At 33.9% G+C, this 13,758-nt stretch carries 10 protein-coding genes; 7 read left to right on the plus strand and 3 right to left on the minus strand.

Translation table 11 applies throughout. The features are described 5' to 3' along the window. The first annotated feature begins 74 nt into the window (after positions 1 to 74). Together BM289_RS11020 and BM289_RS11025 are read left to right on the plus strand one after the other, a co-directional pair. Complete coding sequence (locus tag BM289_RS11020) at positions 75 to 965, plus strand: alpha/beta hydrolase (RefSeq protein WP_091493178.1); 891 nt, start codon at positions 75 to 77, stop codon at positions 963 to 965. A 371-nt stretch (positions 966 to 1,336) separates the two neighbouring features. Further along, on the plus strand, positions 1,337 to 3,787 hold the full coding sequence (locus BM289_RS11025) for a beta-glucosidase (protein WP_091493180.1): 2,451 nt from the start codon (positions 1,337 to 1,339) through the stop codon (positions 3,785 to 3,787). Between the two features lie 59 nt (positions 3,788 to 3,846). On the opposite strand, the gene BM289_RS11030 is transcribed toward BM289_RS11025, so the two are convergent. The 3 genes from BM289_RS11030 to BM289_RS11040 all read right to left on the minus strand — a co-directional run bounded on the left by BM289_RS11030 (position 3,847) and on the right by BM289_RS11040 (position 6,408). Beyond that, entirely contained in the window at positions 3,847 to 4,587 is a 741-nt protein-coding gene (locus BM289_RS11030) for an alpha/beta hydrolase (protein ID WP_091493182.1), read from the minus strand. Then, positions 4,584 to 5,447: a 4,5-DOPA-extradiol-dioxygenase gene (gene ygiD, locus BM289_RS11035; protein WP_244165362.1), complete on the minus strand. Its 864-nt coding sequence runs from the start codon at positions 5,445 to 5,447 to the stop codon at positions 4,584 to 4,586. The genes BM289_RS11030 and ygiD overlap by 4 nt, the downstream gene beginning before the upstream one ends. Before the next feature lie 130 nt (positions 5,448 to 5,577). Beyond that, positions 5,578 to 6,408, minus strand: coding sequence for a helix-turn-helix transcriptional regulator (locus tag BM289_RS11040; protein WP_091493183.1), 831 nt, complete (start codon positions 6,406 to 6,408; stop codon positions 5,578 to 5,580). A gap of 211 nt (positions 6,409 to 6,619) precedes the next feature. Here BM289_RS11040 and BM289_RS11045 point away from each other — a divergent pair, with 211 nt between their 5' ends. The 5 genes from BM289_RS11045 to ppk1 all read left to right on the plus strand — a co-directional run bounded on the left by BM289_RS11045 (position 6,620) and on the right by ppk1 (position 13,521). Then, entirely contained in the window at positions 6,620 to 7,237 is a 618-nt protein-coding gene (locus tag BM289_RS11045; protein WP_091493185.1) for a hypothetical protein, read from the plus strand. 280 nt (positions 7,238 to 7,517) lie between these two features. Further along, a complete protein-coding gene (locus tag BM289_RS11050; RefSeq protein WP_091493187.1) occupies positions 7,518 to 9,038 on the plus strand; it encodes a carbohydrate-binding domain-containing protein in 1,521 nt (506 codons plus the stop codon). 273 nt (positions 9,039 to 9,311) lie between these two features. Beyond that, complete coding sequence (locus BM289_RS11055) at positions 9,312 to 10,379, plus strand: hypothetical protein (protein ID WP_091493188.1); 1,068 nt, start codon at positions 9,312 to 9,314, stop codon at positions 10,377 to 10,379. Between the two features lie 84 nt (positions 10,380 to 10,463). Continuing rightward, the gene (locus BM289_RS11060) at positions 10,464 to 11,186 is read left to right on the plus strand and encodes a hypothetical protein (RefSeq protein WP_091493190.1); all 723 of its coding nucleotides are present in this window, start codon (positions 10,464 to 10,466) and stop codon (positions 11,184 to 11,186) included. A 313-nt stretch (positions 11,187 to 11,499) separates the two neighbouring features. Beyond that, positions 11,500 to 13,521: a polyphosphate kinase 1 gene (gene ppk1, locus BM289_RS11065; protein ID WP_091493191.1), complete on the plus strand. Its 2,022-nt coding sequence runs from the start codon at positions 11,500 to 11,502 to the stop codon at positions 13,519 to 13,521. Positions 13,522 to 13,758 lie beyond the last annotated feature (237 nt).

Consider the following 13,758-nt stretch of genomic DNA (forward strand, 5'->3'; position numbering starts at 1 on the left):
AGGAAAAAAACTTTGCGACTCTGCGACTTTGCGAGATTAATTAGTAAAAAAATAACGATAAAACCACAATTCATATGAAAAATAAAATCACATTCTTATTTGCTTTTCTACTGCTTGCCGCTACAACTGTAAAAGCACAGGAAACGATAAAATTATATCAGGGAAAAGCACCGGGATCTGAAAACTGGACACAAAAAGAAGCTGAGATGTATTCGGATTTATTTAAAACCGAAGTAGTCTACAATGTAACCGATCCGACTTTAATCGTTTATCAAGTTCCAAAAGGAGTTAAAAATACAGGAACAGCCATTGTAATTGCGCCTGGAGGAGGATTTCAGAGTTTATCGATCAACAGAGAAGGAAAAGAATTGGCTGAAATTTTAAGCAAAAAAGGAATTACCACTTTTGTTTTAAAATACCGTTTGAACAAAACCGAAACCAATGATCCAGCAAGAGAAATGATGGATAAATTAAAAGATAGAGCCGCTTTTGAAAAAAACTCTCTAGCGACAATTCAGCTGGCAGCACAAGATGGAAAAAATGCTTTGAATTATGTTCGTGCCAATGCTTCAAAATATGGAATTGATACTAAAAAAGTCGGAATCATTGGTTTTTCTGCTGGAAGTACTGTGGCAATGGAAACGGTTTTAGACAACAAACCAGAACAGCTTCCAGATTTTGTAGCGAATATTTACGGTGGCCCAAGACCAGAACTTTTAAGTGTTCCTGCGCCAGATAAAAAGATTCCGATGTTCGTTTGTGCAGCAAGTGACGATCAGTTGAAATTGGCTCCAAGAAGCATTCAAATGTATAACAAATGGTTGGATGCTGGTCAGACAGTCGAATTGCACATGTACTCAAAAGGTGGACACGGTTTTGGAACTGGAAAACAAAATTTACCAGTTGATTCCTGGGAAACCCGTTTTGAAGAATGGCTTTCGCTGGAAGGATTTTTAGCTAAGTAAAGAGGAAGGTTTCACGAAGATTTAGACAGATTTGATCAGATTTTATTAGAATAAATCTGCATTTATCTACTTGAATTCTTTTGAATCTGCATGAAAAAAAATCAAAAATTTTGTACTGCAACAAGAGAAAAGGTTTCACGCAGATTTAGACAGATTTAAGCAGATTTTATTAGAATAAATCTGCGTTAATCTGCTTGAATCCTTTTGAATCTGCGTGAAAAAAAATCAAAATTTTTGTGCTACAACAAGAGAAAAGGTTTCACACAGATTTAATAAAAACAGATCTACGTTAATCTGCTTGAATCCTTTTAATCCCGATAGCTATCGGGAGTGTGAAAATTAATTTAAAGGACTTAATAAAACTATATATTATGAAACATACAATTATAAAAACAGCCAGAGTAACGCTTTTGACGGCGTTAGTGCTTTCTAATTTATCATGGAATACCATTCCAAATGATGAAACGAATCCGCCTCTTGTTACGATTAAAGGGTTTACGTTTGCCGATTTTAACAGAAACGGAAAATTAGATCCGTGGGAAGATACACGTCTTTCTGTTAATCAGAGAATTGATGCCATCATCAAGGAAATGACGAATGCAGAAAAAGTAGAATTACTAATCGGAACAGGAATGCCTGGAATCGAAGTCTTAATAGGCCCAGTGGGCGATTCAAAACAGGGATTGGTTCCTGGAGCAGCAGGGGGAACTGCAGCCTTTGAACGATTCGGTATTCCTGCAACGGTTGTAGCCGATGGGCCAGCAGGTCTAAGAATTGCGCCAACCAGAGAAAATGATTCAAAAACCTATTATGCAACAGCATTTCCGGTTGGAACAGCTTTGGCTTCGACTTGGAATAAAGCGCTTTTGGAAGAAGTAGGAAAGGCAATGGGAAATGAAGTGAAAGAATATGGAGTTGATGTATTATTGGCACCAGCTTTAAACATTCACAGAAACCCTTTGAATGGAAGAAACTTCGAATATTATTCTGAAGATCCTTTAATTTCAGGTAAAACGGCTGCTGCAATTGTAAACGGAATTCAATCGCAGGGTGTTGGAACTTCAATCAAACACTTCGCAGTAAACAATGAAGAAACCAATCGTTTAACGGTTAATGCACATGTTTCAGAAAGAGCGATTAGAGAAATTTATTTGAAAGGTTTCGAAATCACGGTAAAAGAATCTGATCCGTGGACAGTGATGTCTTCTTATAATAAATTAAATGGAGAATATACTTCTGCCAGAAAAGATTTATTGACAGACGTTTTAAGAAACGAATGGGGGTACAAAGGAATTGTAATGACAGACTGGTTCGGTGGTTTCCCAGGATTCGAATCGATTCAAAAAGGTTCTAATTCAGATGTTGTAAAACAAATGATTGCTGGAAATGATTTGTTGATGCCGGGAATTCCTGTTCAGAAAAAAGCGTTATTGGAAGCTTTAAATTCTGGTAAATTATCTCAGGAAGTAGCCAATACCAATGCGAAAAGAATTTTAGAATATATTTTCCGCACGCCGACTTTTGCTAAATACAAATACAGCGATAAGCCAAACTTAACCAAAAATGCAGCAGTAACCAGAAATGCGGCTGCGGAAGGAATGGTTTTGCTTAAAAATGAAAAAAATGCACTGCCATTTGCAGACAAACAAAAAGAGGTTTCTTTATTTGGTGTGACTTCTTACGCTTGGATTACGGGTGGAACAGGAAGCGGAAGTGTAAACAACAAACACACGGTCTCTCTTTTAGAGGGTTTAACAGCTGCAGGATATAAATTAGACAAAGAATTGGTTGATTTGTACCAGCCTCACGCTGAAAAAGAAGTAGCAATTGAAAAAGAAAATAGAAAAGCAAGAGGAATTTTGGCTTTGCCGGAAAGACTTCCAGAACTAAAAATGGACGATGCTTTTATCGCTAAAAAAGCAGCAAGTTCTGAAATTGCCTTTGTAACGCTTGGAAGAAATTCCGGAGAAGGCGGAGATAGAGTGGTAGACAACGATTTTAATATGGCAGACGAAGAAATTCTAATGCTGGATAAAATCTCAAAAGCTTTTCATGCTCAAGGGAAAAAAGTCGTTGTGATTTTAAATATCGGTGGTGTAATCGAAACGGCTTCATGGAAAGATAAAGTAGATGCTATTTTATTAGCTTGGCAGCCAGGTCAGGAAGGCGGACATTCTGTTGCTGATGTGGTTTCAGGAAAAATCAATCCGTCTGGGAAATTAACGATGACTTTCCCAGTGAAATATTCAGATACTCCTTCGGCGAAAAACTTCCCTGGAATTCCAGTAGATAATCCGCAGGAAGTAACTTATGAAGAAGGTGTTTATGTGGGATACCGTTATTTTAATACGTTCAATATTAAACCTTCATACGAATTTGGTTTTGGAAAATCCTATACTTCTTTTGAATATACCGATTTGAAATTGAGTTCATCATCATTCAAAGATAAATTGACGGTTTCTGTTACAGTAAAAAATACAGGAAAAGTTTCTGGAAAAGAAGTAGTGCAGGTATATCTTGCAGCTCCTTCAAAATCTATTGATAAACCGAAAGAAGAATTAAAAGCTTTTGCTAAAACAAAAGAATTAAAAGCAGGTGAGAGTGAAACTTTGACGTTAACATTGTCTCCCAAAGATTTGGCTTCTTTCTTAGAGAATAAAAGCGCTTGGATTGCCGAAGCTGGTGAATATAATGTACTGGTAGGAGCCTCTTCATCAGACATTAAGAAAACAGCAAAATTTTCGGTTGCAAAAGAAATAACAGTTGAGAAAGTGAAGAAAGCTTTCGAATTAGATTCGAAGTTTACGGAACTTAAACCTTAATTGATTATCGTTTGGTTAGTTAGTGAAAAACCGTCCCGATTTTATTCGGGACGGTTTTTTTATTGGATAAGATTGGCTTTAAACCAATGATTAACGTCGTCAAACATTTGCTGGTTTACGGTATGTCCTTCTTCGTAAGAATGAAATTCAGGATTTAGATTTTTAGTTTTAAGAAATTCCAAAGCATCGGTTGCATATTGATAATTTAAAACGGCATCTTGTTTTCCGTGCGAAATAAAAATTTTGAGTTTTTCCAAACGTTTTTCATCAGCCATAAAAGGTTTTATTTCTGGAAGTAATCTGCCACTCATTACAGCAATTCCGCTTACTTTTTCTGGAGCAGTCAGGGCAACGCTGTAACTCATGATACCGCCTTGACTGAATCCCATTAAATAAACTTGTTTAGAGTCGAAAGAGATTTCGGTTTTTAAATCATCGATAAAATCGATGAGCATTTTTCTAGCGTTTTCTGCCTGTTGTTCGTTGATTTGAGGTTTTCCTGTAGAAAAATCTACTTGAAACCAAGCAAAACTATTCGCTCCAAAAGTCAATGGACCTCGAGCCGAAACCACCACAAAATTTTCGGGAAGATTAGGAGCAAATGAAAATAAGTTCTGTTCGTTACCGCCTACACCGTGAAGTAGAATCAGCAAAGGCGGATTTTCTGTTTTAATTTTGGGCTGTCTAATTAAATAGTGCAGTTTTGTATTTTTTATATCTGAATTCATAATCGTAAAACTAAAGATGGAAATGGAAATAAGGATTCCAAACGAAATCCAAAACGGTTTGTTTAAACTCATGCTTTATCTATTTTAACCGACATCATATTGAGTGATCCCGCTAAAATGGCATCGTTAAAAATAGTCGCTTTTTCATCTTTTTCTCTAAGTGACAAAGTGTATAATAACGGCATATAATGTTCTGGAGTTGGCACCGCTAATTGAAACTCTTTTCCTTGTTTATCAAAGTTTACCAGAGATTGATGATCGTTTTCCAGAATCATTGTCTTCATTTTTTCATTCGCAATATGAGCCCATTCAAAAGCATAACCTGGCACCATCATTTTGTCCCAGGCCGCTAGTCTTAAATTATGAACGGAGTTACCGCTTCCGACAATTAAAACTCCTTTTCTTCTTAAAACAGCTAATTCTTTTCCTAGTTCATAATGATAAGAAGCCGGTTTCGTATAATCAATACTCATTTGAATAATCGGAATATCAGCATTTGGATACAGGAATTTTACCACTGTCCAGCATCCGTGATCCAAACCCCAGTCATTGCTTAGCCCCACAGAAGTTGAGGTAATTATTTTTTGAGTTTCTAAAGCCAGTTCTGGACTTCCTGGAGCAGGATATTGTACATCAAAAAGTGCTTGCGGAAAACCTCCAAAATCATGAATGGTTTCTGGTTTTTCCATTGCAGTTACAAAAGTTCCTTTGGTTTCCCAATGTGCAGAGATACACAGAATTGCTTTTGGTTTTGGAAGTGTTTTAGCTATATTTTGGAAACCTTGTGTAAAACTATTATCCGCCAAAGCATTCATCGGATTTCCGTGTCCAAGAAATAAAACAGGCATTCTTTCTGTTGCGGCGAAAGAATCTGAAACGGTTTTAAGAGAGCTCAACTTCATTGCAGCTGCTCCAATTGGTAGTATTGCCATAGTTTTTAGAAAATCTTTACGGTTCATTTTATATTGTAATTCGTTTTTAAGAAAAATCTTTTTTGTGATTACAAAGTTCAGATTAATAACAACGAATGTGGTAACGATTTTCGGAAGAATGGTTGTGTTTTTAAGAAAGCAGTTTCTGCATTTCATCCCTAAATTCAGTAGGAGTCATGCCTGACTTACGTTTAAAGGCATGTGTAAAATAAGTTTTTTCGTTAAATCCGAGTTCGTAACCAATTTCAGCTATATTTTTATCCGTAGTCATTAAAAGGTTTTTGGCTTCGGTAAGTTTTCGGGTTTCTATGATTTCAGAAACACTCTGCTGTAAAATGTTTTGACAGATAAGGTTTAAGTTACGAGAAGTCATAAAAAGCTTTTCGGCATAGAAATTCACATCTTTGGATTCCTTGTAATGTTCTTCTAATAATCGAAGGAAGTTTTTAAAAGTGGAACTGTGAATTTTCTTGGATTCGTCATTATCCAAGTTCAATTTGCGTCTTTCTGATTCTATAATGGTAAACAAGGCGCTTAATAATTGTCGGATAACGGCAAGATCCGGTGCTTCTTGAATATACTCATCATAAATCATTTTACAGAGAATATCTAGTTTTTCAAAACATTGATTGCTTTGTAGACTAATGTTGGCTTTATCATGAAAAGAAGCATAAAGGCTGAAAGTCGTTTCGGCAATAAATTCACTTTTAAATCTTAACACCCACATATCGCATTCGCCGTCTTTTATGAGCGGTTTGGCGCGATGAATTTTTCCCTGCGTGACAAAACTGATAAAAGGAGCATCAATTAATTTGGAATTAAAATCTATAAAATGCTCTAGCTGTCCTTTGTTGCCAATAATAAGTTCTTCAAAATCATGAGAATGCGGTTCGTTTACAGATTGCATTATTTTTTCTGATTCTGATGCTGTGATTTTAAAGACTTTGAAAATTTCGGTCATTCGATAACTTTTAGTGGCAGACTATAAAAATAAGTATTTATATGTAGTTGAAGCTCTAGTTTAGCATTCAAATCATAATTTAAGTAGAAAATGTATTCAAACCAGAACCTATAAATTATTACAAGAACTGGACTATCAACAAGTTGATAATCATAATTAATTTTGAAGTGTAATTCCTAACGTCACAAAGATGTTTAAATAAAAAATAGTCATGCCGAAATTTCATCTCAATATTAAAGAATTAATTCAAGGAGAATTTATAATACATAAAGTAAATGTTGCCTTTGTATTCCAAGTAAATTGTCCAGGTTGTTTTATTTACGGAATTCCTATTGTAAATGAACTCTATAGTTCATTTAACAGTAAAGTTGGTTTTATTGGGGTTGCTACTGCTTTTGAAGATTTTGAATACAATAACAAAGCAAGCTTAAAACTGCTTTTGGAAAGTGGAACATTAGTTGGGGAAACTCAGAAATATTACCATGCAAACTACGGAATTTCTAACTACACAGAAACTTTAAATTTTCCAGTTGCCTTTGACAGTATTATTTCTTCTGAACAGTTTATAAATTCAGATAAAGTTGAATTAATCTGTCATGCTATTCCCAATTTTGAAAATTTTCCCGAAATTGAAAGAAAGTCGATAATACAAAAAGTAAAATCCTATTATGCTACAATTCCTATAATAGCCGAAACATTTACCATCAATCAATTAAAAGGAACTCCATCCTTTATTATTTTCGATGATAACTACAATATCTTGGCGAATTATTTTGGACATCAACATAAAGAAATCTTAAAAACTAAATTAGCTGATTTACTGGGCTAATTTTAGATCAAAGTGGTTTAAAATAAAAAATTGCAGCCGTAATGATTTGCAGAATTTGAACTTTAAGGCTTTATTTTAGGAAACTTGTTGTTTCTTTTACCATTAAAAAATGTGCGTTTACCTCATTTTATTGTTAGAGCTTTTGAATATACATATTATTGCATTGGTAACTTTTATCAAAGTACTGCATCTGAGTTTATAGTATTAAAACAACAGTAATGATATTTGCTTTTAGTTGGATGCTTAATACGTAATTATAAAATTTATAAACCCCAATAATATGAAAACTAAAGTATATTTCTATTTCAGTCTATTTTTAGGAGTTCTTACTATTTCTTGTTCAAAAGATAATGATACAGAGGACGACACGACCGTTACAACCGAAAATCCTATTACAATCAGCGCAACGACAACAAAGGGAACGGCAGAAGGATCCTCAGAAACCGGCGCAAACGCAGATGATTTAATCGCGAATTCCACTTTTAGTTCTATCGTTAAAATTACCTTTAACGGTACTAGTGCTGCGGTTGAGAATGCAGTAACAGGAGTAACTGTCGCTATTTCAGGAGCAGATGTTACGATTACTTCTACAGTTGCTGAAGTGGCTTATGAAGTAACAGGAACCACAACAAATGGTATGCTTAAAATTTATAGTGACAAAAAATATAAACTGACGCTGAATGGCGTATCCATTAAAAACAATGATGGGCCGGCGATTAATATTCAATCAGGGAAACGTGCTTTTATTGTATTAAGCGGCACAAATACTTTAGAAGACGGTGCAACTTATGCTACTTCTACAGAAGACCAAAAAGGAACTTTTTTCAGCGAAGGACAGCTTATTTTTTCAGGCAGTGGTACGCTTAATATTGTTGGTAATAATAAACATGGTATTGTTTCAGATGATTATGTACGTGTGCAAAGTGGTACAATTAATATAACCAAAGCGGCTTCAGACGGTATTCATACCAATGAAGGTATTTATATTGATGGAGGTACTCTCAATATAACTGCTTCAAGTGATGGTATAGAAGCTGAAGAAGGACATATTATCATTAATGCTGGAACAATTACGATTACGGTTGCCGATGACGGAATAGTTGCTTCATACGATACCGACGATACCATTGATCCTTATGTCGTAATTAATGGAGGAACAATTACAATTACAACAACTGGTGAAGGTGGTGAAGGAATAGAAAGTAAAAGTAAATTGACAATCAACGACGGAACGATTTATATTAAGGCTGTCGATGATGCAATAAATGCTGGTGATGCCATTTACATCAATGGAGGAAATATTGTTGCCTACAGTACCACAAATGATGGTATCGATTCTAACGGTACATTAACTGTTACTGGAGGAAGAGTCTTTGCTATTGGTGCTAAAAGTCCAGAAGAAGGTTTTGACTGTGATAACAATACATTCAAGATTACTGGAGGATTGTTGGTTGGTGTAGGAGGAGCAACCAGTTCGCCAACAGCTACTGTATCTAGCCAGGCTTCGGCTATTTTGGCTGGCGGAAATGCAGGAACTATTTATAGCGTTTTAGATAGTGACAACGCTGAGGTTATGACATTTAAATCGCCTGTCAGTTTTACAACATTACTGTTGTCTGGTAGTAAATTCAGTTCGGGTAAAACCTATAAATTGGTTACAACATCTAGTGTAAGCAGCTCTTCAGATTTTAACGGATTGTATTTATCAGGAACATTTAGCAATTCCACAGTGTCATCAAGTTTTACGTTGACCTCTATGGTAACCAAAATAGGAGGAAGCACTGGGCCAGGTGGAAGATAATAGGTATTATATTTTAGTGAGTGTTTTTTATATTGATTAGAACAAGTCCATTCCTGATTGGGATGGGCTTTTTTTCATATAAAAATAGATTACATTTTCATAGTTGAGAAATATTTTTTAGAAAAGCGATGTAGAATAAATTTATATATCAGTTATGGATATAGGTTTTGTTTGTGATATATTTGTGTGAATAGCCTTTCAGTGCCCCATTCATAGGATAATAATAAGCTTTGCTTAAACGAGCTGAAAGTTCTATTTTTAAATCTTTAGAAAATGAAAAAAATGATATTATTTATTGTTGTTGCTTTATTTGTTTTGGCTGGGATTTGGTATTTCAAAAAGAAAGATTCTGGGATTTATGAAAAAAAGCAAGAGCCACTTCCAGTAGTTTATCAAAAGTATCAGTCCATTTCTTCAGCTTATCAACATGCTACTTTCTCTGTAAAAGAAATATGCAGCACTGATATTTCACTTTCGGCATCTCCCAATCCAATCAAAGCATATCAATCTGTTAATGACAATGTAATTATTGGATGCCAGATAGGAAATGATGATGCGCATAAAGGAGACAAACAATATTATAAAATTGATAAAAACGGCTTGATTACAGATTCTCTTAATGTAAAATATGACGGATTTTGGACAGTTCTTATAGATGATTTTACGGTTTCTACCAAAAAAGAAGATGCTTATTACACAAGCTGGCCGTTTGATGGAAGTACAACAAGACAGAAATTTGAACAGCATAACGCAGATTTCGTATTGACAAATGAAGAACTAAATAGCGCTCAGGAAAAAATCAGAAAAGAAAGTCAGTATTATTTTGTACGTTCTTATGTTGACGGGAATAATTATACGACAGCATTTTATTATTATCATGATAAAAAATGGAATGTTTTATGGCAGAAAACAGTAGGTTATCAATCAGAGAGAGATTCAGAAAGTGCCATTCGTTATCAGAAAGAGCTTTATTACAGCAATATTGGAGAATCGACATTAGAGAAAGAGGTGGAGTTGCAGTATTTTCATGAAGAAGATAAAATACAGTATTATCATGTTATTGGAGGCGGAGCGCCTGCAACACAAACTGTAGGCTGGCGCGGTACAGGTTTTTTTAAGACTATGATTGGAGAAAAGCCATTTCTTTTCAGCGTTCCAAAAATGGTAATTGAAAAAGAAAAACATGACGGTTACGAAACACGAATTTATACCGTCAGCGAACCCAAAGCAGCAGTTGCTCCTATATGTTCGAAGTTTTACAGATCACCGTTTGGATTTGCATTGTACGCTCCCGATGCAAAAAAAATGTATTTGATCAATAGTCTGGCTCAAAAACAATAAGATAAAATTCGGATGTAATAGGAAAACTTCGTACGGTGATTTGCCGTAGTGCCAAGTTGAAATTTTAGAAAGAATATTTTAATAATGATTTATAATAAAGAAAATTTCCCTAAAGTAACTTCTCAGCGTAATGTACCAGTTACCCTATTAGTTTATGTGCTGTTCGGACTTTTGTGTTTTGCAATGCTGCTTTTATTTGCAGTACTTCCTTTAAGCATTCAGTTGGAGCATAATAGTCGTTTATCGAATGGCGAAATGATTTTCGACCTGATCTATTTTCCGTTACTGCTTTGGGGAGTTTGGGCTCTTTACAGGAATTACCAACGTCAGAAACTAAAAAAGATAATTTCTATTTCGGTAGATCACAATGGAATCCATCATCATCAATACAATGGTGCTGTTGAAAGTATTTTATATAAGGAACTGGAGCGCAGTACAGAAACCTACGTAAGCGACATCGATCGAAAGATTGGAACAAAATATTCTCCAGGTTATATTTTTGGTTTTAAAGAAGGTAAACAGATTCCCATTCATTTTTCTAAGCCGGCTGATGGGATGACTTACATTCCTAAAAACAAGTATCAGCTTATTGGTCATTTTTTACATGGCGTTTCTTTGTTTTCTCCCAATTTAAAAGTTTCTCAAACTGTTTACACAGATTATTTTATAAATCCTAAAACTTTTGAATTCGATCAAAAAGCCCAAAGGATTACCTATTTTATTATTTTCATAGTACTTATCCTGATCTTGATTGGAATCGACTTATTTATAAAATATACAAAAGGCTTTTCGATATTGTTTAATTAGAAAAAATAGAAAGGAAATGAGGAGATAATTATTTGAGCTTTTAAAGCATTTCTGATTTACAAATTAAAATAATCTATGCGTAATTAATTGGTTGTCATTGGAATTATAGCTTTCTATGATTTTGATTTATTAAACTGTAGTTAATCTTTGCGGTAAATAATGCTGCAAATTTCTTAGGTCATATTGCATTATGTTAGCAATAGATTATTTTTTGGTTAATTGCTTGTTTATGTGATAGAATAAAGGAAAATTAATGACTTAAATTTACGAAGTTAGTGTTGTTGATTCAGATTTAACCATCAAAACTTAAAACGTGCATAACCATCTTATTCCTTCAGAAATCTCTTGGCTTTCTTTCAACAACTGTATTTTGGATGAAGCCGAAGACTTAAATAATGCAGTATATGACCGAATCAAATTTTTGGCTATTCATTCTTCTAACCTAGATGAATTTTTCAGAGTCAAAATCAATAAACTGCAGAAAAAGAAGACCAGAAAAAACAGTGATCTTTTAGAAGATGTTTTAAAAGAAGTAAACCGACAGCAAAATAGATTTGGAAAAATATGGAGTTATTCCATCCTAACTGAATTGGCTTTAAACGATATTATCTATTATGAATATCAGGAATTATTGCCTGTGCATTTAATGGAGATTGAATATTATTTTAAAAGCATTATTCTTTCATATATACAAGTGGTTTATGTTACAATAAATCAGCCCAAAACTTATTTTTTAAACAACAGAAGTTTATATTTTTTGGTAAAATTAAAAGACAGTAAAGGCAATTATAATTTTGCTTATTTAAATATTCCTTCAGATAAACTCGAACGTTTTAAGCAGTTGCAAAGCGTAGAGAACAGACAATATATTATTTCAATTGATACCATAATTAGAAATTGTTTATCATTGATATTTCCAGCTGATAAAATCATTTCCTGTAATGCGATCAAATTAAACCGAGATGAAAATTATCTGATTGAAGACGAAACTTCAGGGGATTTAATAGCAAAAATTGAAGCAAAAGTCGAAGAACGCAAACGAGGTTCTGCTACAAGATTTTTATACGACTCCAATATGGATGCAGATTCCTTTTCAATCTGTAAAAGAGCTTTCAAACTTTACAAAAGTGAAATGATAAAAGGCGGAAGTCATCATAATTTTTTCGATTTGTTCAAATTCCCAAATCCTGTAAAACCAAAGCTTCAGGGGAAATTTTATCCAAATCTTCCGCATCTGCCTTTTGAAAATAAAACATCGATTTTTGATGTCATAAAAAAGCAAAACCAGTTGCTTTATTTTCCGTATCAATCGTATTATTATGTGCTTCAGTTTTTTAATCAAGCGGCAATTAATAAAAATGTTACCGAGATTAAAATTACGCTATATCGAATTTCTTCTCAATCCTTAATAGCAAATGCTTTAATCAGTGCGGCTAAGAATGGAAAAAAAGTAACCGTTTTTGTTGAGGTAAAAGCGCGTTTTGATGAGCATAATAATTTGTTCTGGTCTAAAGAAATGAAAAATGCCGGCATTAAAATTATTCAAAGTCTTCCAAATTTAAAAGTGCACGCCAAAGCAGCCATGATTACGATGAAAGATAAATTCGGGAATAAAAAGAATTATGCCTATTTGTCAACAGGAAATTTTAATGAAAGCACAGCGAATATCTATTCAGATTTTGGTTTTTTTACAGCAGAAACCGCCTATACTAATGATTTGAAAAAGATTTTTACTTTTTTAAAAACCAAGAAAAAAAATGCCGAACCAAAACATATTTTAGCCGCAGGTTTTAATATGAAAGAAAAATTACTGGAATTAATCGATACCGAAATAAAAAATAAAAAAGCAGGAAAGCCGGCATCGGTATTCTTAAAAGTAAACGGATTGGATGAAAAGGATATTATTGATAAACTGATTGAAGCAGATAAGGTAGGCGTTGACGTTACATTAATTGTCCGCGGTATATGTACACTTTTGCCAGGAATTAGAAAAGTGTCAGAGCATATAAAAATCTACCGTATAGTAGATATGTTTTTAGAGCATTCCAGAATCTATAAATTCGCTAATAACGGACAGGAAAAAATCTATTTATCTTCTGCTGATATGTTAAGTCGAAACTTAAACAGAAGAATAGAAGTGGCTTTTCCATTATATGATGAAAAACATATTAAGGAAATCAATAAGCTAATTCAGTTTCAGTTGGAAGATAATACCAAAAGAAGAACAATAAATAGTGAGGGATTAAATGAATTGGAAAGAGAAGATCATATAATTCCAAGACGGGCACAGATTGAAACTTACAATTGGATTGCCGATGCTAATAAAATATCTTAAATTAATCTAGAAAAGTCTGAGCTTTATGTTCAGACTTTTTTTATGAATTTTAGTTAGAGAAGCCGTCTATTTCGGATTGTACTAGCAGATGATAAATTGATAAAAAACTCAAGTATTCTTTAAAAGTTTTCTGTAATAAATATTAGAACTGTAATCTTTTTAAAAAGTCGTTTCCTAATCTGTCATAGTTTTTGTGCCATAAACAGAGGTAACTCCAATTCAACCAGTCATATTTTT

Origin of the sequence: Flavobacterium phragmitis, assembly GCF_900112575.1 — a bacterium.
GTDB classification, from domain to species: domain Bacteria; phylum Bacteroidota; class Bacteroidia; order Flavobacteriales; family Flavobacteriaceae; genus Flavobacterium; species Flavobacterium phragmitis.

Coding starts and splice junctions, on each gene's coding strand:
- BM289_RS11060 (WP_091493190.1), top strand. CDS start 10,464: ATGATTTATAATAAAGAAAATTTCCCTAAAGTAACTTCTCAGCGTAAT.
- BM289_RS11045 (WP_091493185.1), top strand. CDS start 6,620: ATGCCGAAATTTCATCTCAATATTAAAGAATTAATTCAAGGAGAATTT.
- BM289_RS11040 (WP_091493183.1), bottom strand. CDS start 6,408: ATGACCGAAATTTTCAAAGTCTTTAAAATCACAGCATCAGAATCAGAA.
- BM289_RS11030 (WP_091493182.1), bottom strand. CDS start 4,587: ATGAGTTTAAACAAACCGTTTTGGATTTCGTTTGGAATCCTTATTTCC.
- BM289_RS11025 (WP_091493180.1), top strand. CDS start 1,337: ATGAAACATACAATTATAAAAACAGCCAGAGTAACGCTTTTGACGGCG.
- BM289_RS11020 (WP_091493178.1), top strand. CDS start 75: ATGAAAAATAAAATCACATTCTTATTTGCTTTTCTACTGCTTGCCGCT.
- BM289_RS11050 (WP_091493187.1), top strand. CDS start 7,518: ATGAAAACTAAAGTATATTTCTATTTCAGTCTATTTTTAGGAGTTCTT.
- ygiD (WP_244165362.1), bottom strand. CDS start 5,447: ATGGCAATACTACCAATTGGAGCAGCTGCAATGAAGTTGAGCTCTCTT.
- BM289_RS11055 (WP_091493188.1), top strand. CDS start 9,312: ATGAAAAAAATGATATTATTTATTGTTGTTGCTTTATTTGTTTTGGCT.